This is a genomic window from Myxococcus sp. AB036A (genome assembly GCF_006547355.1).
GTDB lineage: Bacteria > Myxococcota > Myxococcia > Myxococcales > Myxococcaceae > Myxococcus > Myxococcus virescens.
On sequence record NZ_VHLC01000094.1, the window covers coordinates 17,537 to 38,099 of the forward strand.

The 20,563-nt window shown below is 70.7% G+C and carries 23 protein-coding genes; 9 read left to right on the top strand and 14 right to left on the bottom strand.

Annotated features, from left to right (window positions below):
* Position 1 precedes the first annotated feature (1 nt).
* Positions 2 to 973 carry a zinc ribbon domain-containing protein gene (locus FL344_RS29680; RefSeq protein ID WP_141620900.1) on the bottom strand — a complete coding sequence of 324 codons (972 nt, stop codon included), beginning with the start codon at positions 971 to 973 and terminating at the stop codon, positions 2 to 4.
* Positions 970 to 1,887 carry a hypothetical protein gene (locus FL344_RS29685; protein ID WP_228565474.1) on the bottom strand — a complete coding sequence of 306 codons (918 nt, stop codon included), beginning with the start codon at positions 1,885 to 1,887 and terminating at the stop codon, positions 970 to 972. Before FL344_RS29685 ends, FL344_RS29680 begins: the two co-directional genes overlap by 4 nt.
* Before the next feature lie 165 nt (positions 1,888 to 2,052).
* On the opposite strand from FL344_RS29685, the gene FL344_RS29690 reads away from it, so the two are divergent.
* The 6 genes from FL344_RS29690 (at position 2,053) to FL344_RS29715 (ending at position 7,995) form a co-directional block, all read left to right on the top strand.
* On the top strand, positions 2,053 to 2,361 hold the full coding sequence (locus tag FL344_RS29690) for a hypothetical protein (RefSeq protein ID WP_228557603.1): 309 nt from the start codon (positions 2,053 to 2,055) through the stop codon (positions 2,359 to 2,361).
* A 78-nt stretch (positions 2,362 to 2,439) separates the two neighbouring features.
* Positions 2,440 to 3,123, top strand: a complete 684-nt coding sequence (locus tag FL344_RS29695) for a hypothetical protein (protein ID WP_090491242.1) — start codon at positions 2,440 to 2,442, stop codon at positions 3,121 to 3,123.
* A 133-nt stretch (positions 3,124 to 3,256) separates the two neighbouring features.
* Entirely contained in the window at positions 3,257 to 4,477 is a 1,221-nt protein-coding gene (rocD, locus tag FL344_RS29700; protein ID WP_141620901.1) for an ornithine--oxo-acid transaminase, read from the top strand.
* A 137-nt stretch (positions 4,478 to 4,614) separates the two neighbouring features.
* Complete coding sequence (locus FL344_RS29705) at positions 4,615 to 5,559, top strand: ArsA-related P-loop ATPase (protein ID WP_141620902.1); 945 nt, start codon at positions 4,615 to 4,617, stop codon at positions 5,557 to 5,559.
* A 52-nt stretch (positions 5,560 to 5,611) separates the two neighbouring features.
* Positions 5,612 to 6,736: an ArsA-related P-loop ATPase gene (locus FL344_RS29710; RefSeq protein WP_141620903.1), complete on the top strand. Its 1,125-nt coding sequence runs from the start codon at positions 5,612 to 5,614 to the stop codon at positions 6,734 to 6,736.
* A gap of 110 nt (positions 6,737 to 6,846) precedes the next feature.
* Entirely contained in the window at positions 6,847 to 7,995 is a 1,149-nt protein-coding gene (locus FL344_RS29715; RefSeq protein WP_141620904.1) for a CBS domain-containing protein, read from the top strand.
* Positions 7,996 to 8,062: 67 nt separating this feature from the next.
* On the opposite strand, the gene FL344_RS29720 is transcribed toward FL344_RS29715, so the two are convergent.
* From FL344_RS29720 to FL344_RS29735, 4 genes are all read right to left on the bottom strand, one after another.
* Positions 8,063 to 8,881, bottom strand: coding sequence for a ubiquinol-cytochrome c reductase iron-sulfur subunit (locus FL344_RS29720; RefSeq protein WP_141620905.1), 819 nt, complete (start codon positions 8,879 to 8,881; stop codon positions 8,063 to 8,065).
* Positions 8,878 to 9,456: a YceI family protein gene (locus FL344_RS29725; protein WP_090491236.1), complete on the bottom strand. Its 579-nt coding sequence runs from the start codon at positions 9,454 to 9,456 to the stop codon at positions 8,878 to 8,880. Before FL344_RS29725 ends, FL344_RS29720 begins: the two co-directional genes overlap by 4 nt.
* A gap of 37 nt (positions 9,457 to 9,493) precedes the next feature.
* Entirely contained in the window at positions 9,494 to 10,360 is an 867-nt protein-coding gene (locus FL344_RS29730) for a hypothetical protein (RefSeq protein ID WP_141620906.1), read from the bottom strand.
* Between the two features lie 369 nt (positions 10,361 to 10,729).
* Positions 10,730 to 11,155 (bottom strand): nuclear transport factor 2 family protein, encoded by a 426-nt coding sequence (locus FL344_RS29735; RefSeq protein ID WP_194858215.1) that lies wholly within the window; start codon positions 11,153 to 11,155, stop codon positions 10,730 to 10,732.
* Between the two features lie 153 nt (positions 11,156 to 11,308).
* Here FL344_RS29735 and FL344_RS29740 point away from each other — a divergent pair, with 153 nt between their 5' ends.
* Entirely contained in the window at positions 11,309 to 12,082 is a 774-nt protein-coding gene (locus FL344_RS29740) for a hypothetical protein (RefSeq protein ID WP_141620908.1), read from the top strand.
* A 30-nt stretch (positions 12,083 to 12,112) separates the two neighbouring features.
* On the opposite strand, the gene FL344_RS29745 is transcribed toward FL344_RS29740, so the two are convergent.
* Together FL344_RS29745 and FL344_RS29750 are read right to left on the bottom strand one after the other, a co-directional pair.
* Positions 12,113 to 13,576: a hypothetical protein gene (locus FL344_RS29745; protein ID WP_228565475.1), complete on the bottom strand. Its 1,464-nt coding sequence runs from the start codon at positions 13,574 to 13,576 to the stop codon at positions 12,113 to 12,115.
* A gap of 196 nt (positions 13,577 to 13,772) precedes the next feature.
* Positions 13,773 to 14,867 carry a LysM peptidoglycan-binding domain-containing protein gene (locus FL344_RS29750; protein ID WP_141620909.1) on the bottom strand — a complete coding sequence of 365 codons (1,095 nt, stop codon included), beginning with the start codon at positions 14,865 to 14,867 and terminating at the stop codon, positions 13,773 to 13,775.
* A 242-nt stretch (positions 14,868 to 15,109) separates the two neighbouring features.
* Here FL344_RS29750 and FL344_RS29755 point away from each other — a divergent pair, with 242 nt between their 5' ends.
* A complete protein-coding gene (locus FL344_RS29755; protein WP_228557605.1) occupies positions 15,110 to 15,772 on the top strand; it encodes an SCO family protein in 663 nt (220 codons plus the stop codon).
* A 111-nt stretch (positions 15,773 to 15,883) separates the two neighbouring features.
* Here FL344_RS29755 and FL344_RS29760 read toward each other — a convergent pair whose 3' ends face one another.
* Together FL344_RS29760 and FL344_RS29765 are read right to left on the bottom strand one after the other, a co-directional pair.
* Complete coding sequence (locus FL344_RS29760; protein ID WP_141588518.1) at positions 15,884 to 16,315, bottom strand: hypothetical protein; 432 nt, start codon at positions 16,313 to 16,315, stop codon at positions 15,884 to 15,886.
* A gap of 149 nt (positions 16,316 to 16,464) precedes the next feature.
* A complete protein-coding gene (locus FL344_RS29765) occupies positions 16,465 to 16,932 on the bottom strand; it encodes a hypothetical protein (protein WP_194858216.1) in 468 nt (155 codons plus the stop codon).
* Between the two features lie 189 nt (positions 16,933 to 17,121).
* Here FL344_RS29765 and FL344_RS29770 point away from each other — a divergent pair, with 189 nt between their 5' ends.
* Complete coding sequence (locus tag FL344_RS29770; RefSeq protein WP_228565476.1) at positions 17,122 to 17,532, top strand: hypothetical protein; 411 nt, start codon at positions 17,122 to 17,124, stop codon at positions 17,530 to 17,532.
* Between the two features lie 9 nt (positions 17,533 to 17,541).
* Here FL344_RS29770 and FL344_RS29775 read toward each other — a convergent pair whose 3' ends face one another.
* The 4 genes from FL344_RS29775 to FL344_RS29790 form a co-directional block, all read right to left on the bottom strand.
* Positions 17,542 to 18,129, bottom strand: a complete 588-nt coding sequence (locus FL344_RS29775) for a Fis family transcriptional regulator (protein WP_141620911.1) — start codon at positions 18,127 to 18,129, stop codon at positions 17,542 to 17,544.
* A 136-nt stretch (positions 18,130 to 18,265) separates the two neighbouring features.
* Positions 18,266 to 19,627 carry a universal stress protein gene (locus FL344_RS29780; protein WP_141588522.1) on the bottom strand — a complete coding sequence of 454 codons (1,362 nt, stop codon included), beginning with the start codon at positions 19,625 to 19,627 and terminating at the stop codon, positions 18,266 to 18,268.
* Between the two features lie 168 nt (positions 19,628 to 19,795).
* Complete coding sequence (locus FL344_RS29785) at positions 19,796 to 20,218, bottom strand: type II secretion system protein GspG (protein WP_141620912.1); 423 nt, start codon at positions 20,216 to 20,218, stop codon at positions 19,796 to 19,798.
* Positions 20,219 to 20,271: 53 nt separating this feature from the next.
* Positions 20,272 to 20,563: adenylate/guanylate cyclase domain-containing protein (locus FL344_RS29790; protein ID WP_141620913.1), on the bottom strand; the 292-nt coding region annotated here is incomplete at its 5' end.

The window sequence follows — 20,563 nt, forward strand, 5'->3', positions numbered from 1 at the left end:
CTCACAGCACGCCCATGCCGAACAACACGGCCACCAACACCAGCAGCGTCGCCAGGATGACCGCCGCCACGCGCAACGGGGAGATGGGCGCCTCGCCCAACACCACCTGCGCATCCTGCCCGTGCACCAGCACCCGGTACGGCTTGTCGCGGTAGCGGTAAGCCAGCACGTACACGGGCAGGGCCAACCGCTGGGTGCGCAGGCTGAACAGCGCCACGGCGACGTGGATGTTCCGGAAGCGGCTGCCCGGAATGACGCCCTGCTGGAGGCGCTCGCTGGCCAGGCGCTCCACCGCCTCCAGCACGCTCCGCCGGGCGCCCGAGCGCGTGGCCTCGAAGCGCTCGACGTGCGCGCCCTCCGGCCCCTGGGGCGTGTCCAGCCTGGAGCCTCGCTGGTAGTGGGGCGCCAACGCCTCGCACTCCCGCACCGTCAACCCGCGCGAGGCCGGCACCGGGATGCCCTCGAAATCGAAGCGCGTCCGGCCCGCGTGCGGCGCCCAGTTCGACCGCCGCGAGCCCGCGTTCGAGTCCGCCGTCCAGCTCACGTCCACGCCCGCGTCGAACATCCACGCCGGCCACCACACCGGACGCAGCGACTCCAGCGAGGCCTCCTGTGCCAGCCCGGACGGCCGGAAGAAGCCGCCCCGCCCCAGGAAGCCCATCAGCGCGCCGCGCGCGGCCTCGGTGTCCACGGTGAAGGGGAGCCAGTGCTGCGCCTGCTCCACCGGGTCCGCCGTCGTCTCTACATGGGTGACGGAGCCGCAGTAGTCACACCGGGGCGCCTTCGCCTCCACGGAGTACTCCACCGCCGCGCCGCAGCTATCGCACCGCACCACGCGGGCCCGCGCGCGCTCCACCGCGGCACGCGGCGGAGGCGGCGCCGTCAGCCCGCAGATGGGGCAACGCAGGTCCTCCGCCTCCAGCGCGGAGTCACAGCGCTGGCAGGGCGCCACCCTCACCGCTTCGGCGCTCATCGCCCACCTCCCGCGAGCAGCCAGCCCAAGGCCAGCACCACCAGCAGCGCCACCACGGCGGACAGCACCTTCCAGGAAGAGATGGGCGCCTTGCCATGGACGGCCCCCGTCTGCCCGTTGACGAGCACCCGCAGCGGCGGCGCGTCCTCCGCGTACTTCACCGCCAGCACCCAGACGGGCAGCAGGCACACGTCGAGCGCCTCCCAGTCCAGCCGGGACTGATGCTCCAGGCCCCGGTGCGAGTCCCCCGGCATGAAGCGCGACAACAGCCCGCTCACGCGCTCCACCGCTTCCTTCCGGGCCAGCTCCTGGCACTGCGCCAGCGTGAGCGAGGGCTCCTCCGCCACCCAGCCGGAGATGAGCGCCGGGGTGTAGCGAGCCAGGCCGCGCAGGTCGAAGGGCTCCAGCGCCTCCAGTTCCGCGTTGTCCAGCCCCTTGGACGCGGTGACGAGCACGTCCGCCACGTAGCCGACCCGCTCGCCTTCCAGCGAACGCCACTCCGTGCGCGTCACGGTGCGCGTGCGCGTCACCCGCTTCCCGTTCTCCGTCGTCGTGTACGTCTCCGTCTCCTGGTAGTTCTCCCCAATGGAGGCGCGGTAGCGCGCCTGCGCCAGCACGCTGTAGAGGTACGCGGGTACGTACACGCCTCGCACCTCGCCCGGCGCGGCGGAGCGGATGCCGGAGCGCGTGAAGCGGCTGCGCGAACGCAACCAGCGCGCCACATGCGCCTTCGCCGCCGTGTGCGTGAGCGCGAAGCCCAGCGCGAAGACGGGCTCGGGCACACCGGGCACCGGAGGACGCTCCACCACGGCGGGCGCGGCGCAGTAGGGACAGCGCGTGGTCCGCAGCGCGGGCTCCAGCACCAGACGCGCGCCGCAGGACTGACACCCCAGATGGAGCAACGGTCCGGCCATGGCGGACGGTGTCTGTTGGGATTGCTCGGCCATCCGTCAGTCTTGGCGCACCGGACCCCGGACGTCCATTCCGTCCGCCGGCCTGCCCTCCTGGCGTGCATGCCCGTTGGCCCGTTGCCGCGGACCCGTGCCGTCACGAACATAGTGTGGCGGAGGGAATCCATCATGGCTCAGCGCGACAAGCAGCAACAGCCGGGCATCCAGCCACCCGAGGATTACTACGGCCGTACGGAGGAACCGCGGCAACACGCTCCGGAGACAGAAGAGAGCGAAGAGAAGCGCGACCAGGCGGACGCCGCCGAGTCGTCGGAAGGCACGCATCGCATGCGCACCATCGACCCGACGGAGCGCACGCCCGGCGCCATCCTGGATGAGATTGGAGACGGGGATGGTCCGCGCAGCGACGCCGGCACCAACCCATTGCCCGACACCTACTGGAGCGCCTACCCCGACGGCGAACCCCAGAGGGAGTGAGCACTCACGCCGCCCAATGCATGTCAGCCCCCCTCTGTACTGTGTGCTCATTCGCCAGCACCCAGGGGGAGCGATTCCATGGCGGAAATCCGTGAACTGCCGCGCGTGTCCGTGAACAAGTTGGGCGAGTACCTCGTCGCCACGCCTGCGCGTCGCAAGCGCATCATCCACGACCAGAAGCACCCGCCGGAGCAGCAGTACCTGCGCTACCCGGAGGCGTCGCATGCGATTACGGACTTCCTCTGCCGGGGCATGGACCTGTCCATCCTCCGTGAGCACCAGCGCCGCTTCGCGTGCAGCGTGCCCCAGACGGAGTTCGAGGCGCAGCGGCTGCAACTGTGCTCGGAGGCGCTCGAGCGCTTCGCGGACCTGGTGCCCTGGTTGGATTTGGAGGAGACGCTCATCAGCGCGGTGGGCGCGGAGCCTCCCGTGCTGGAGGTGGCGGGCGTCACCATCAGCGTGCGGCCGGAGGTCGTGCTCCAGCGCATGGACAGACATGGCAACGCGCGCGTGGGCCTGATGAAGCTGTACTTCTCCAAGCACCAGCCGCTGGATGAGCGGTCGGGGCAGTACATCGGCACGCTGCTCCAGCGCTTCACCGAGCAGCACCTGTGCCCGCTGGGCCCGTGTGACCACCGCCTCATCCAGGTGGTGGACGTCTTCGCGGGGACGGTCTTCACCGCGCCGCGAGCGCACATCCGGCGACTGAGCGACGTGGTGCTCGCCTGCGAGGAAATCGCGGAGCGCTGGTCCGTCCACTGACGCGGCGAGCCATGGGCTCGGGTGCAGTGCTCAACGAAGCAACCGCCTGGGGCAATGCGGGGGTGGACACGTCGAAGGACTTCATCGAAAGCGATGGTCCTGCTTCGCGCCACCCGATTCCCCAGGGAGTTCCATGAGCACCGAGCACGCCGCCCCCGCCCTCTCCACGCGCGACTTCATCGACCTGGAGGAGCGGTATGGCGCGCACAACTACCATCCGCTGGACCTCGTCATCGAGCGGGGCGAGGGCTGCTGGGTTCATGACGTGGAGGGCCGCAAGTACCTGGACTGCCTGAGCGCGTACTCGGCGGTGAATCAGGGGCACTGTCACCCGCGCATCCTGGAGACGCTGCGCGAGCAGGCCGCGAAGGTGACGCTGACGTCACGGGCCTTCCGCAACGACCAGCTTCCCCACCTGTACAAGGCGCTGCGCGAGCTGTCTGGATTGAGCCGCGCGCTGCCGATGAACTCCGGCGCGGAGGCGTGCGAGACGGCCATCAAGCTGGCGCGCAAGTGGGGCTACACCGTCAAGGGCATCCCCGAGGACAAGGCGGAGGTCATCGTCTTCGCGAACAACTTCCACGGGCGCACCATCAGCCTCATCAGCTTCTCCACCGTGCGGAGCTACCGGCAGGGCTTCGGCCCCTTCACCCCCGGCTTCACCGTGGTGCCCTACGACGACGTGGAGGCGGTGCGGCGCGCCATCACCCCCAACACCTGCGCCATCCTGATGGAGCCCATCCAGGCGGAGGCCGGCGTGCTGATTCCGCGCGACGGCTACCTGAAGCAGGTGGCCGAGCTCTGCAAGCAGCACCGCGTGCTGTTCATGGTGGATGAAATCCAGACGGGCCTGGGGCGCACCGGGAAGACGTTCGCCTTCCAGCACGAGGACGTGCGGCCGGACGTCATCGTGGTGGGCAAGGCGCTGTCGGGCGGCTTCTACCCGGTGTCCGCTGTCATGGCGGATGACGAGGTCATGGGCGTGCTCCGTCCCGGCGAGCACGGCAGCACCTACGGCGGCAATCCGCTGGGCTGCGCCGTGGCGCGTACCGCCCTGGACGTGCTGCGCGACGAGCGCCTGGTGGAGCGCTCCGCCGAGATGGGCGCGTCGTTCCTGGCCATGCTGAAGACGCTGAAGAACCGCCACATCGTGGAGGTGCGCGGACGGGGGCTGATGATTGGCGTGGCGCTGGACATCTCCGCGCGGCCCGCCTGCGAGGCGTTGATGAAGGAAGGCGTGCTCTGCAAGGAGACGCACGACTCCGTCATCCGCCTCACGCCGCCGCTCATCGTCACCCAGGCCGAGCTGGACTGGGCCTTCGAGCGCATCAAGAAGGTCATCGAGGCGCTGTAGTCCCAGCGCCACCCGGGCACGCGAGCGACCGCGTGCCTGGGGTGGCCGCACCGGGGCCTCGGTTGCCCAGGCGTGCCGCCTTCCCCACCGTGTTGGAACAGCGCGCGGCCTGGGGCGCTGCGACAGGACGGTGGCCGGTGCTCGAAGCCCTCTGGGACAGGCGTGCGCTGCTCGTATCGGGCAAGGGCGGCGTGGGGAAGACGACGCTGGCGGCGGCGCTGGCCGTGGCCGCCGCGCGCGCGGGCCGCACCGTGCTGCTGGCGGAGTTGGCGCCAGAGGAGGACGGGCCTTCGCCCCTGGCGGCGCGCGTGGGTGCGCGCCAGGCGGGGCCTCAGGTGACGCGGGTGCGTCCCGGACTCCACTTCGTGCGGCTCTCCGCATCAGAAGGGCACCGGCACTTCCTGGAGCGCGCCCTGCCCGCGCGCTGGCTGGCCGACGCCGCGCTGCGCACCCGCGCCCTGCGCCGCTTCCTGGAAGCAGGGCCCGCGCTCCGGGAGATGGGGCTGATGTACCAGTTGCTGGCCCTGCTCCGGCGCACGCGGCCGGATGGACGCTTCGTCCACCCACTGACCGTCGTCGACCTGCCCGCCACGGGACACGCGCTGGCACTGGCCGCCCTTCCCCAGCGCGTGCTGTCCCTGATGCCCGGGGGGCCCATCGGACGCGACGTGCGGGAGGGGCTCGACTTCCTCCAGGATGCGGCGCGCACCGCGGTGGTCCTCACCAGCCTGCCGGAGCCGCTGCCCGTCAGCGAGGCACTCACCGTGGCCGCCGAGCTGCGCCGGCTGGAGCTGCCGCTGTCCGCGGCCGTCCTCAACCGGATGCCGGAGGACCCCTTCACGCCCGAGTCCCGCGCCGCCCTGCGCCGGATGCTCGCCGCGCACGGGCGGCACCAGGGGTGGCGTGAGCTGGAGCGGCTGGAGCGGGCCCGGGCCGCCTCCGTCCGGCTGTCACGCGCGCTGCGCGCGCCGCTGCTCACCCTGCCGGAGCTCCACGCCACGGGCCCCGCGCTGGTCGAGGCGCTGGCGGAGGGCTTCGCCCCCCACCCGGAGCACGCGCCCTGGCAGGAGGCCCTGCCGTGAGCCATGGACCGCATGGCGGTGGACCCCGGCGCGTGTCACAGGGGCGCACGCCGTGAGCACGGGCGCCCTGCGCCGGCTGCTGCGTGACAAGCGCATCGTCGTCCTGTGTGGCGCGGGCGGCGTGGGCAAGACGACGACGGCGGCGGCCCTGGGCGTGGCCGCCGCGCGCGCGGGACGGCGGGTGCTGGTGCTCACCATCGACCCGGCGCGCAGGCTCGCGGAGACCATGGGGTTGCAAGAGAGCGGCTCCGAGCCCACGTCGATTCCCCCCGAGCGCCTCTTCGCCGACGGCCCCTGGGGCCCGGGCCTCCTCGACGTGTGGATGCTGGACCCGCGCGCCATCTTCGAGCGCATGGTGCACCAGTTGGCGCCCACACCCGAGGCGGCGCGAGCGATTGTCGACCACCGCCTCTACCGCTTCCTGTCGGAGCTGGTGGCGGGCGTGCAGGAGTACGCCGCCGCCGAGGCCCTGGACGCCTTCCTCACGGACGGCCGTTACGAGTTCATCCTGCTGGACACGCCCCCCAGCCGGCACGCGCTGGACTTCCTGGACGCGCCCGGCCGGCTGGCGCGCTTCCTGGACGAACGCATCGTGTCGCTGTTCGGTCCGAAGAAGGGGGCGCGCGGCGGGCGGCTGTGGCACGGCGCGCAGGCGGTGGTGGACCGCGTCCTGGCGGGCATCTTCGGCGCGGGCTTCACCCAGGAGATGCGCGGCTTCATCGGTGCCTTCGGTGGCCTCTTCTCCGGCATGCGGCTGCACACGGAGCGGCTGCACCAGCGGTTGGCGTCGCCGGACGCGGCCTTCCTGCTGGTGACGTCCCCCGAACCCGCCTCCCTGCGCGAGGCCACCTGGTTCCGCGAGACGCTGGCCGCGCGGCGCCTGCCCTTCGCGGGCTACGTGCTGAACCGGAGCTGGGCCCATGACGACGTGCTCGCGGCGCCGGAGGCGCTGCTGGAGCACACGGGAGGCGACCGTCACGCGGAGCACGCGGTGGCCGCGCTGGCCCGCCTGGCCGCGGTGGAGCAGGAGCGGGCCCAGGCCCACCGCGACGTGCTCGACCGCCTCACCCGGCACCTTCCCTCCGGGACGCTCGCGGTGGCCGCGCCGGACGCGGGCGCGGAGCTGGAGGAATTCAGCGGACTGGTGCGCCTGGGTGACGCACTGGCCGCGGGGTGAGGAACGCCAGGGCGGGACGAGCACCCGCTCGCCTGGACGCCCGTCCCTTGGAGGCACGCTGCCTCACCACCAGCGTTGCAGTTTGAACCCGACTTCGCCCGAGGAGCGTCATGGCCCACAGAAGCATGGACAACGGCAGGGACGAAACCCACCGCGAGGCCGACGTGGCGCCTCCGGGCTCGCGTGAGCGCGCCGAGTCCGACCTCACCGGCTGGAACCCCGCCCGCGACGAGGAGTCCTCCACCCGGCAGGGCCGCTACTACCGCGCGGCGACGATGCGCATGGCCCTGCCGCGCACCCAGGTGGACGACGGGCCTCGCGAGGACATGTACGGCACGCCCCCGGAGGACAGCGGCCCCTACGGCCGGGATGACCGGGACAGCCGCTACGCCACCGGCTGGGGCCCCCGGCATGACACCGGCGAACAGGACGTCGAGCTCTCTCGCCAACGCGCCGACTACCGGCCCTGGGACCGCTCCGGCTACGGCGGCGGCAGCGAGCCCTCCCGCCCCCAGCCGCCCCAGGGGGAGTCCTACCGCGACGTACGCTTCCACGGCCGTGAACGCGGCTTGCACGGGGAGGAGCGCCATGGAGACGCTCGCCCCCGCTACCGGATGGACCGGAGCGCCTCCCTGGGCCCGGGCCGCGACGAGGCGAGCACCCACCGCTGGGCAGGAACAGGCGCGCCTTCATCCACCAGCGCACGGCGTGACGGAGCGAGCACCCAGGTCTACACCGCCGTCGCGGGCCGCCCCGAGGCGAGCACCACCCGCCGGGACGACCGCGCCCGCCACGGCCGCTGGCGTCACGAGCCCCTGCTGGCCCGCGAGGTGATGACGCGCAACGTGCGCACAGCGCGCCCGGAGAGTCCGCTGCGGGACATCGCGCGAATCATGAAGGACGAGTCCTGCGGCGTAGTCCCCATCGTGGACGAGCGGAGCCGGCTGGTGGGCATCGTCACCGACCGGGACCTGGTGGTCCGCGCCTTCACCGGGGGCCGCTCGCCGGAACAGCTCCGCGCGTCCGACGTGATGACGGATGACGTGGAGGCCGTCACGCCGGACGACACGCTCCATGACGTCATCGGGCTGATGGGACGCCGTCAGCTGCGCCGCATCCCCGTGGTGGAGCGCGACGACAGCATCGTGGGCATCATCTCCCTGGGCGACATCGCCCTGCGCGCCGACCACGACGAGGAGCTGCAACAAGCCCTGGAGCGCATCTCCTCCAAGCGCTCCTTCTGGAGCCGGCTCGGCTGAGCGATGCCGCGTTCCCTTCGGGTGCGGGCGGGCCCTGTGTCTGGCCCACCCGCGCCCGGCGCATGGCTCACGCCACGCCGGTCAGCACCACGGAGTCGCCCGTCTCCGACACCGTGAACTTCTTGAGGGGGAGGGTGGCCGGGCCCTGCGTCACCGCGCCATCGCGCGTGAAGATGGACGCATGGCAGGCGCAGAACAGGTCCGCCTCCTGCTCCCGGTAGTTCACCTCGCAGAAGGCGTGGGTGCACACGGAGTCCACCGCCGACAGCGAACCGTCCTGCAAGCGGAACACGAAGATGCGCTTGCCGTACCCGGAGGGCACCCCCGTCACCGAGCCGCCCACGTCACGCAGCTGGGGGAACTGGCTGAGCGGGAACACCACCTGCCCGTTCACCGCGGCCGGGAAGTCGCTCTGGCCCGCGCGCAGGTTGATGCGCAGCACGCCCGTGTTCGGGTTGTACTCCGCCGCGAACGTCTGCAGCGGCACGGTGGCCGGCCGATGGAGCACCGAGCCATCCGTGGCGCTGAAGCGCGACAGGTGACAGGGGCAGATGACGTCCTTGCCGTCGAAGCCCAGCGGGCACCCCACGTGGGTGCACAGCGACGACAGCACGGAGAAGTCGTTTGGCGCGCCGTCGTCCTTGGAGTGCACCACCAGCAGCGGCACCTGCTCACCCGGGACGCGGACCGTCAACGCGCCGCCCACGGGCTCCAAATCCGGATAGCGCGACACCAGGATGTCCACTGTCCCCTGCTCGCTGGCCGTGACGTCCGTCACCGGAGCGGGGTTGATGTCCGGCGCGCAGCCCGGCAGCGTCGTCGCCGCCGCGCTCGCCGCGCCTGTTCCCAGAATGCCCTTGAGGAATCCTCGTCGCGTCGAACTCACGTACCCTCCACCTCGAATACCAGCTTGGGCTCCAGCACCAGGACGTCGTCCACCTTCACCATCAACAGCGACGGGCGGTTGACGTTGTAGGCATCCAGGCTGATGTCGAAGCTGCCCTCGGCCACCGCCTCCTTCTCCGACTTGAACAGCACCGTCATCGGAATCTCCACGGTCTTCTTCACGCCGTGGAACGTCAGCTGGCCCTTCACCTTCACCGGCACCTTCGCCGGGAAGCTGGTGGGCGGCTTCACGCCGGTGGCCACGCCCTTGAAGTCGATGATGGGAAACCTGGCCGCGTCCGTCGTCTCCAGCATGTGCGCGTCGCGGTTGGCGTTGCCCGAATCGAAGTCCTTTACGTTGGCGCGCACCGCTACCTGGAGCGTGCCGTCCGGCAGCAGGCGGGCCTTGCCGTCGCTGGGCGGCGCCTTGCCCACCACCTCATGCAGCTTGTGCTTGAGCTTGTAGGTGAGGGAGCTGGCGTCCTTCTTGACACTATACGTGCGGGCCTGCGACTGCGCGACTGCGGGCAGCGCGAGCACCAGGGTGGCGATCAGGGCGATTCGTCGAGCAATCACGTCAACCTCCAGGGAACCACTACGAAAGGCATGCGCTTCAGAAGAACAGTGTGAAGACGCCGGCCGACACCGCGCCCAACGTCACGTAGCCGGAGATCTGGTGCGCGGTGGCCATGTCCGTCTCGGACAGCCGGCCAAAACGGTCCGTGGCCATGATGCCGAGGATGACTTGCGCCACCATGCCGACGGTGGCGAGCGCCATGAACATCTTGTGGACGGTGATGGTGTCCCACTGGAGCTTCTCCTTCTCGAAGGGCTCCGGCGCCAGCACCCCCAGCATTCCCACGGTGGCGAACAGCGCCGACGTGCCGATGGCGAGCCCCCGGTGCAGACCCAGCAGGTTGCGGTCATCACCGCCGCCGCGGAACGAGTCGTTGAACTGGAGCTGGCCCACCACCGTGGTGCCGACCAGACCGGCGGCCATCGCGAAGCCCAGGCCCTGGTGCAGCTTGAGCATGGTGCGGCGCCGGCCAATGCGCTTCTCCAGGTCCGGGTCCACCTGCGCGGCGGCCGCGGCTTCGGCAGGCTCCAGCAAGTCGAAGTCCAGCGAGTCGCCCTCTTCCGCCGGGGCCTCCCCGGACTTCTTCTGCGCGGTGGGCGCGTCGTCCGTCGGAGACAGGGGCTTGGCGGGCTCCACCTGCATCGTGGGCTGGGCCTGAAGCTCCGGGGCGTTCACGCCCCGCGAATCCACGGCCGGCGCGGCCTTCTTGCCCTTCTTCGCGGGCTTGCGCTTGGACGTGGCCTTGACCGGCTTCGCGGCCTTCGTCTTCGTGGCCTTCGCCTTCGTGGAGGACTTCACCGCCCGGGTCTTTTTCGCGGACTCGGTCTGGCGCTGCTGAGCCCAGGCGGTATGGGGGGCGGCAATCAACGACAGGACGACGAAGAAGGCAGCAAAGCGGGTCATCAGGCTTATCCGTGTAGACGCAAAGCAAACTGCCGGGTCAGGACCGGTCATCCGAGCGCGTGTCCTCCGCCACACCATCACCAACCCACCTTCTCCGAGGACGGAGCAAACGCTATCGCGTCGAACGGTACCGCCCAAAAGTCGGCGGACCGGCATCATTTTCCGCGGCCTCCCTGTCCGAACAGCGTCGGCAATCCGGGGACGCGGCGGCTGACGGTAGCGTCCGCACTTGAGAATCGGGAGGTGTCTGAAGGTCACGGCTCAGTGTCGAGCACCGGCCAGGGGTGAAGGGCGCGTCCGGGCTGGCGAGCCCGGCGGCTCACTTCACAGGGAACAACCTGACGCCCCGAGGCGGGGCGGCCTCACGCCTCACGCGGGGGTGGTGGCGGGGACTTCCGAGCGCGGCGCGTTGCCAGTGGTCAGCTCCAGGCCGAGCGCGTGCGGATCAAAGTACGCGTAGAAGCGGCGGATCCGGTCGCCATCCCACTCGATGATGGACACGCCCTCATAGGCCACCGCCGCGCCGTTGTGGGCGGTGCCCTGCGTCTCCCATTCGAGCGCGACGCGGGAGCCCGCCTCAATCATGTTGCGGAATGTGGACTCCACGCGTTGGAGGGTACCCTTGTACTCACGCCAGAACCGCCGGGCGCCCTCCTGGCCAGAGAAGACCTGCGGCGAGGCCACGTTGCTCACCTGTGCGTCGTCACTGAAGAGGGAGACGAGGGTCTCCAGGTCCCCCTCCTTCTCCAGCTTCGCCAGTGCATCCACGAACCGCTGCGCTCGCTCCGTCGCCATGCGCTGCCTCGCTCCTCGTGAAAGAGTCACCCAGGTGAAGGGTGCGCACGCCTCGAGGACATGTCCCTCCGAAGGGCCCGGCCCCTTGCCCTCCGGACGGCCGCGCGGGGGACTCGCCGCGGGGCCCGGTGGTAGACTCACGTCTCCGCGGCCATGACCTCCACGCATACCCGCCCCGCCGAGCCGACGAGCGATTCCCCTGTGGAGTCCCTGGCGCCGCTGCCTGCCACCCCTTCGCTGGCCGCGCTGCGGGACGCACTGAGCTCGCCCGGCGTCATCCCCTCGGAGGTGGACGCGCTCATCGCGGCGATTGCCCAGCATCCCGCTGAAGACCCGGAGGCCCTGCGCGAGCGAACGGACTACCTGCTGTCCCTGATGACGCTGCCGGGGGATGCCAGTGTCCAGACGGGGAGCGCCGGCATCACGGTGCGCACCGCGGCGGTGGAGGCCCTGCTGGAGCTGGGCTACCCGTATGCGCTGGAGGTCCCCCCGGACGCCCTGGAGCGGGCCCGGCGTGAGCGGAAGCTGCCGACGACGGCGGCCCCCACGCCCCGCTTCCTCCGCTCGCCCATCCTGGCGACAACCGCCACGCTCCTCTGCCTGGTGTTGCAGCTCGTCCTGATGGCCCTCCCGGATGTCCGCACGCTCGACGATATCGGTGCGTTGCTGACGCCCTACCTGCTGCCCGTCATCGCGCCCGCGCTGCTGGCCATCTTCGGAACCTGGACGAAGACGCGCCCGCTCCAGTACCTCGGAAGCCTGGGCCTGGGAATCCAGGGCCTGTTCTGGTTCGGCGGCGTCTTCATGCTGACACGGATGGCGACGAACGCGCCGTGGCTGTGGGTGGCCGCGCCCTGGTACCTCCCCTTCATCGCCTGCTATCTGGTGTGGCCTCGCCCCCTGCCGCCCCCCGAGGGGGATTCCTGAAGGTTGGGCTCGTGGCCCAGGTCCGTGTCCTCAGCGCGGCAAGGCCCGGGTCCACGCCTCCCGATTCCACCCCTCCTTCGCATAGGCCGCTCGCGTGGACTCAGGCAGCGCGTCCCAGGCCGTGCGGGATGCCAGCTCGGCGGGTGGTTGGAAGACGTTCCGATGCCCGGGGTCGAAGGATTGCTGGGCCCGCTCCGCCGTCAGGCCCTTCATGGAGAAGCCCGCCTCGGCGCTGGCCTGGCTCCCATCCGCCTTGAGCTTCGCTGACACGCCGCCCCCGAGCTCCGCTTTCTTCGCGTTGAGTGTCGCGTGCACCTGGAACAGCGAGCCGACCCCCACCGCGACGCGCTGCTCGCCGTCCGATGCCAGGCTGAGCTCCACGAGTCCCAGGTTCACCTTGACCTTCCTCTCCGTCTCGCCCGAGCTGTCGTGTGACAGCTCGACGCCCACGGGGCCAGAGCGCGCGGAGACGCCCACGTCCCCCTTCAGCTCCCCGTGTCCCCGGGTGTCGAGCGCCGCCTTCGCGCTCCACTGGGCGCTCTCGTTGCTGACCCCCACCTTGCCGTGAAGCTGCACCGTGCCCCCGGCGCGCTCCCCGGAGAGCTCCCGCTGCCGGGCGCTGACGTGTTGCAGCGTCAGGTTGAGCGTCTTCGGCTGGCCGATGCCCGCCTTCCAAGCCGCCTCGTAGTCCCGCCGCGACGGGTCCTTCCACTCGAGGCCCAGGAGGGACTCGGGCAGGTGCGCGGCGCGTGGCGGTCCCAGCGCTCCCAGTTCCTGGAGGCTCTGGGCCCCATCCACCGCGCGGGCATACCGGCCGAGGTATTCGGTGTGCGCCCGGTAGAAGCCCGCGCCCACGTCGATGGCGTGTGCGTTCACCGCGTCACGCATCGCCCCCGGCAGCCGCCGGTCATTGACGAAGACGTCCGGCACCGCCGGGTAGCCCAGGGGGCCCACCGGGCCCGACTCCCCGTTGCGCCGATGGAGCACGCCCTTCGACTCCGCCTGCTCCAGGAACGCGAGCCGCGAGCCCGCGTCCTGCGCCTTCACGTATGCGCCCAGCAGTCCCTCTTGCTGCAAGCGCTCCAGCGCGACCCGGTACGTGCCCGCCGGGAGGCTTCCCAGCGCGGTGTGCACCGCCCGCACGTCATCGGCACCGACGGTCCAGTTCTCCAGGCTCCGCGTCAGGCGCGCGCGGATGCCTTCGAGCACGTCCGTGGGCGCATCCTTCGAGCCCTCCGGGCGCGACCAGCCTCCCAGCACGGCCATCTCCCCCGCGGACCGGGCGGGGCCCGCCCCAGCAGGCGCGGATCCGTGAGACGAGGGCTCCGGCGTCCTGGCGGTGGATCCGTCGAAGGCGCGCACCTCGTTACGCTGAGGGGATGCCTGCGCGCGGGGCACCGCGGCGCGTGCCGGAGACGGGGGCGCCGCTCCGGCCTCCGTGGGGGTGTCGATGGTGGACAACGAGGAACTGCCGGACGAATCGATACGAGGCATGGGACGCGCTCCGGGTGGGAACGGCCTGTCCGATGCAGTTGGCACACCAGGGCGCCTCCCAGGGCCACGCGCGTCCGGCGGTCGCCCCGGCTGGACGCGGCATCTCCCCAACGGGACTCGCCCGAAACGCGACGGGGACCGGGGCCTCCCTGGCCACGGTCCCCGCTTCACCGCACCGCGCGTTGGGAGCGCGGGCTCAGAAGACGTTCTGCGCGCGGCGGTAGTACATCTCGCGGTCCGCCATGCCGTTGTAGCCACCGTTGATGCGGCGGGTGACCTCGCGGAAGTTGCCCGCGTCCGCGTAGGTGTTGAGGTTGCGCGACGACCAGTACCAGCCAGCGATGCGGAACGCGACGTCCGGGTCCTTGGCGCGCTGGGGGTTGCCCTCCAGGTCGATGCCCAGCGCCCGGCCCGCGGCGCGGTAGTTGGCGCGGCCCGTCAGTTGGATGGGGCCACGGCCCTTGTAGCGGACGCCGTCGCCCGGCTGGGTGTTGCCCAGGTCCCTGCGGCCCTCGTAGGCGGCGCCGGAGGCAATCTCCTCCATGTAGCGAAGCTGGCCGCTCTCGTGCGCGAGCTGCGCCAGGAAGGCCGCCTTGCGCATGGGCGTGGTGATGTTCGCCTCCGCCATGGCCCGGTTCAGGTGGGGCAGGTACTGCTCCGCCTTCGCCTGGGACAGGTTGGGCATCACCGCCCGGAGCTGCTGCACCGTCACGCCGGCGGATCCACCGGTCGGCGGCTTCGGGCCACCCACGCCCCCCACCGGCGGCTGGTTCGGCGCCGGCCGGGTGGGCGACGCGCCGCCCCCACCCGGAATCGTGAGCCGCTGGCCCGCGTAGATGAGGTTGGGGTTGGAGATGTTGTTGGCCTTCGCCAGCGCGCCCACCGACGTGCCGTACCGGCCCGCGATGCCGCTGAGCGTGTCGCCCGACTTCACGGTGTACGAACCGCCGCCCGAGGAAGGCGACGCACCGCCCCCACCCGGAATCGTGAGCCGCTGGCCCGCGTAGATGAGGTCCGGGTTGGAGATGTTGTTGGCCTTCGCCAGCGCTCCCACCGACGTGCCGTGCCGGCCCGCGATGCCGCTGAGCGTGTCGCCCGACTTCACGGTGTACGAACCGCCACCCGAAGCACGAGGCGCGTCGAAGCCGTCCGGGATGCGGAGCTTCTGCCCCGCGTAGATGAGGTCCGGGTTGGAGATGCCGTTGCTCTTCGCGAGCGACGACACCGAGGTGTTGAAGCGCTGGGCCAGCGCGCTGAGGCTATCGCCACGGCGAACGGAGTAGATCGTCACGGGGGGCAGACTCCTGGAAACAGAGAGGCGACGTACCCACATTTTCGTAACGACTGAGAGGATGTTTCCCCGCAAGATCAGTTATTTATGTATAAACTAATGCAAGATCACTGAAATCACTGAATTGTGACACACGGGATGGGTCGTCACAGACTCGTGACATCATCCCCCCAAGTAGCCAGGATGTCGCACCCCAGCGGCCACGCTTGTGTGACTCCGGGGGTTCCGTTACCTCCGGGGCCATGTCCGCTGACTCCGTCCTTCCGGCCCCTCGGGCCCGTCTCACGCAGCGCCCGGGCTTCTGGGCTGGTGTCGCCGTGGCCGCGCTTGGCGTCACCGCCACGACGGGGGCCATGCTGATCCGTGGCCAGAGCAGTGGCCCCCTGCCTCAGCTGGGCGCGCTGCCAGACTTCACCTTCACCCGGCATGACGGCCAGCCCTTCGGGAGCACGCAGCTCCGGGGCAAGCCCTTCGTGGCCAACTTCATCTTCACGCGCTGCCCCACCGTCTGCCCGGCCTTCACGCGGAAGATGGTGGGCGTGCAGGACGCCACCGCGTCCCATGGCGCCGGGCTCCAGCTGGTGTCGTTCTCCGTGGATCCGAAGTACGACACCCCGGAGCGGCTCACCGAGTATGGCGAGCGCCACGGCGCGGACTTCTCCCGCTGGAGCTTCCTCACCGGCGACTACGAGCAGCTGAAGGAGACCATCGTCCAGGGCTTCAAGGTCAGCATGGGCCGGGAGCCCGGCGCGCCCGAGGACGACCTGCTCTCCATCTTCCACGGGACGCACTTCGTGCTCGTGGACGACGCCGGGCAGATTCGCGGCTACTACGACAGCGCGGACAGCGACTCCACCGAGCGCCTCATCCGCGACACCCAGCGCCTGGCCCAGACAGGGCACTGAGCGCCGCCGCGCGGGGGCCGCGTCGCCCGCAAAGCCGAAGGGCCGGCCCCGCAGCTTCGCGGGAGACCGGCCCTGGGGCTTGCTACCAGTTCGCGCCAGAGGCGCGGATCATCACTCCACGAAGCGGGCGTGGTTCTGCGCGATGATGTTCTGGAAGTTCTGCAGGCCCAGCGGGTTCTCCGCGAAGGCGCCGACCTTGTCCGCCGCGCCCTTGACCGCCTGCGCGATGTTGGTGATGTCCTGCACCTTGGGGGCGATCTTGGACAGGAAGCCCAGGCTGCCCAGCGTGCCCTCACCCAGGAAGGACGCGGCACCCTGCTTCACCAGGTTCTCCGCCGTGGGGCCCAGGAACTTGCCGACCAGGGGCAGCTTGCCGACCTTCTCACCGATGAACTTGGCGATGGGGTCCACCAGCGAGCTCAGGGGCTTCTGGAGGAACTCCATGGCCTTGCCGCCGATGTTCGCGATGCCACCGGCAATCTTGCTCACCGTGCTAGCAACCTTGCCAATCGTCTTCGTGACTGCCTGGAGAGCGCTGCCCATGGTCGTACCCTCGAATTCTTAGTGCTTTGGAAGCAGAGATTTGTGCCGGAAGGAAAACTCGAGGGGATTCTCGGTGCGTGTGGGGAATTGTTTCCTCTCCCCTTTTTCGTCGAATTTTCCCCACCGGCCCCCGCCCGTGGTCTCAGGGATTACGGACGGTTACCGCCGCTGCTGCCCTTCTTGAGCTGATCCATCAGCTCCTGGCGGGCGGCAGGATCTTGCGGACCGGTGGGGGCAGCGCCGCCCACGGGAGGCGAGGTGAGGGACGGCTTGCCGGCGGTGGAGACCTTGTCCTGGGTGAACTTGGAGGCCTCGAAGTCCGGGGGGGAGCCGGGCAGCTCGCCCTTCATGCCCTTGATGAGGATGTTGGCGGCCTCCTCGGTGGAGAGGGGGTTGAAGCCGTTGCGGCGCAGCTCCTCGTCGGAGATGACGGCGACCTCGGCCTCCTTGTCCTTGTCCTGGGCGTACTTGAGGACCAGCTCCACGTAGTCCTCGAGCTTCATGCTCACGGCCTCGGCGATCTTCTTCGTCTCCGGATCCTTGAGCAGCTCCGCGCGAACGACCTCGATGGGTCGCTTCAGGCCGCGCTTCGGCTTTCCGGTGTTTTCCTGGGACATGCTCTTGCTCCGAGAAGGAAATGGGACAGTGCGCCGGACTCTAGCCCAGTTTCCCCGCTTCACACATTCCCGCCCACCTTGGAATGGCCGGAGCCCGCGTGCGAGAGAGGGAGGGGGACGGCTTCACGCCCGTGTGCCCGTGACTACCTTTGGCGCCAGCGAAGGACAGTCACGGAGACGAGGCGCGCCATGGCGATTTCCAAGCGGGGGCTGGTGGACAGGGTGAAGGAGGTGGCCGTCCAGGCCGGCACGCGCGGCGCGCGGGTCCTCCTGGGCACCGCGGTGGTGACGGCCAAGGGAGTGGCCAACCTCCAGTCCAAGATTCGGGGCGCCCCGGCCCGCGGCCGCGTGAAGACGGCGGCGGCGGAGGGGACGCGGCGCACGGCCAAGGCGGCCCGCGGCGTCATCGAGAGTGGCAAGCCCACGAAGGTCCCGGCGCGCCGCAAGTCACCGTCCATCAAGACGGCCTCCGCGGCGGGCGCCAACAATCAGGTGGGCCGCAAGTCCGTGCCCAGCCAGGCCGCCGCCGCCAGGCGCGGCACCGCGAAGACGCCGCGCCCCGCCACCAAGGCGAAGCGCGGGCAGAAGCACCGGCACTGAGGCGCGGCTTCAGCGGGCGGCGTTCCTGGACACGGCCTTCGCTCGAGCGCCTCCGCTCACCTTCTTCTGCTTGGGAGCGATGCGCGTCACCGTGCCCGGGCGCCGGGCCAGGGCCGCCTCGAGGGCCGCTTCCTCCGCGGCGCGGGCCGCGGCGGCCTTCAGCGCGAGCTGTTCGGCCTGCTGCGCCCAGCGGCGCTTCAACACGTCCCGCAGCCCGTCCTTCTGCAGGTCCACCTGGGCCTTGTGCAGACGGTAGTGCAGGTCCTCGCGCAGCGTGCCGCGCGCCAGCGCCGCGTCCGCCGAGCCGGAGACGCCCAGCACCAGCTTCGGCCGCTCCTCCTGCGTCCGCAGGCACTGCAGCAGGACGAACTGCGCGTCCCGCCCCAGCTTCGCCACGTCCGGGATGAACACCACCCCGTTGGGCTGCCGGAGCGCTTGCGGCAGCTCAGCCGCCTGCCGCACCTCCACCAGCTCCACGTTGAAGTTGCGCGCGGCTTCCTGCGCCCAGCAGCGCCGCTCCTCTTCCGTACCGCCATGGAGGAGCAGCGAGGAACGGTTACAGACGAGCTCCACTTCACGATAACCCTGCGGTGTCACCGGCGGCCCCCCTGCGTCTGGAAATGCGTGATTTCTAGATTCTAATGCAGACGTGCCCTACCGGGCACGTCGGAGCCGGCACCACCTGACAATCCATTCATGTGATGACAGGTATCCCCCGTCTGAAACACCTGCCTCAGGCGGAGGGCACCACCATGACGGGCCGGCGGCAACGCGTCACCAGCTCATGGGCCACCTCGCCCTCCAGGGCGTCCCGCAGGCGCGAGGGCTCCAGGGACGTCCCCACGCACACCAGGTCCACCCCTTCGCGCTCCGTGGCCTGGCAGATGGCCAGCGTCACGTCCTCGCCCGTCACACCCTCCACGCTCCAGCGCACCGTCTGGGCGGTTTCGTCGCGCGGCACCAGCTCCCACAGCCGCTGGAGCACCTGGTCCCTGTCCCTGGCGGGCTCGGGCAGCACGCCGTAGTGGTCCGCGAAGCCGCGGTCCTCCAGCTTGCGGCGGTGGACGTGCAGCAGGTGCACCCGGCCCCCGGGGCCCACCAGCGTGCGCGCATGGGAGATGGCCTTGGTGCAGGCCTCGGAGAAGTCCACGGGCACCAGCACGCTTCGCGGTGGGCGGTCCGCGCGCCGGGCCTGCACCATGGGGGGCACACACACCACGGACTGCGCCGCGTGCCGCAGCACCCCCGCGGACACCGAGCCATGCCACAGCCGCTTCACCCCGCTGCGCTGGTGCGTGCCCACCACCATCAGGTCCGCGCCGCGCGTGTGCGCCACGTGCATCAGGTGGTCCGCCGGACGGCCGAAGCCGGGCTCCAGCACCACCTCCACGCGGCCCTCGCCCACCAGGTCCCCCACCTGCTCGCGCACCTCGCGTTGCAGCACGCGCTCCACGATGGGGTCCAGCGCCTCCATGCCCTGCAGCGCCGGCTCCAGCAGCTCCACGTGCACGGGGCTGTGGATGCCCAGCCGTTCCCGTTCGTCCATGGGCGAGCACACGTAGGTGGCGAGCACGTCACACGGCCCCACGCGGCGCAGCTCGCGCAGGAAGGACACCGCGGCGCCCGTGGTGGAGGAGCCGGGGTCCACGCCCACCAACACCAACAGCCGCCTGCGGCCCCGCGCCCAGTCGGTCAGCGCGGTGTCGCTGCGCACGGCCAGCACCGGCGCGCAGCCGTAGCGGGACAGGCGTTCGGGCACCGTGGCCCGCCGCCACGCCGGGGTGCGCCAGCCAGTCGCTGCCACCACAATCCACCGCGCGTGCCGGCACTCCTCGTCACTGAGCACTTCATCCGCGGAGGTGCCCGCCTGCAGCCGGTAGCGCACCGCCCTCGCGAGCGTTTCGAGCCGCGCGGCCTCCGCCTCCAACCGCTGCTGGGTGAGGGCCAGCGCGCCAGTGCCATCGTCGAGGAATGCGTCGCCCTCCGCGACGCCCAGGAGCAGCAGCGGCTCTTGCAGCCGCCCCGCCACGGCCGCCGCCACGTGGGCAGCCGCGAGGGACTCAGGGGACAGGTTGGTGACACACACGATGGCCATGGCTGCCCTCCAGGTTCGGGAAGACCCTTCCCCGTGAAGGAAACAATGGCCATGGCGACGCCAGGAAGCGGGCACCCGCCCTACGCTGGCTCGCTCCAGGGCCCGGCGCGCACCGCACCCGCGGGCTCGCGGGGCCTGGGCACGCCCCAGCGCCTGCCCGCCCGCACGTCACGTGCGCTCGGGCACAACCTTGGGCGCGGCGTGCCCGTCGTGGTTGGTGTGGTCCTGCTCCTCGCCCGAGCCACCCCGGTCTCCGCTCTTGCCGAAGGTGGACAGGAACACCTCGTCGCCGTTGCTCGTGTAGCGGTACGGCCGGCCCCACGGGTCCAACGGCACGGAGGGCAGGTACGCGGGCACCAGCAGCTCCTCCACGTCCGCGTCTTCCGGCAGGGTGCCCTTGTCCGCGCGGTAGCGGCCCAGGGCCTCCTCCAGCAGGGCGAGGTCCTGGTGGATGCGGTCGGCGTGCACGGCCTTGGAGCCGCTCAGCGCGCCCACCAGGACGGCGACCACCAACCCGAGTCCGAAGACGAGCCCCACGAACAACACGGGGGAGCGGCGGGACGGAGGGGGCTCGTCAGACGAGGCGTTCATGACCTCTTCCTATAGCCGCTTTCCGGTCGCGAGGCGCGCGTGGACTTCACCTCTTACAGGGCGCGGAACAGTGGAACGGGCTGCTGCTTGCCCTTCAGCCGCACGGGGGGCAGGTCCTCGAAGGCCGTCTCGTTGGCGTCCACCAGCTCGCGGGTGCGCTCCCCCACCAGGATTTCCCCCGGGCCCGCCAGCGCGCACAGCCGCGCGGCCACGTTCACCGCGTCACCGATGCAGGTGTACTCGGCGCGCACCGTGCTGCCGATGTTGCCCGCCACCACCACGCCCGAGTTGATGCCGATGCCCAGCTCCAGCACCAGCGGCTGGCCCTCGCGCCCGCCCGCCGCC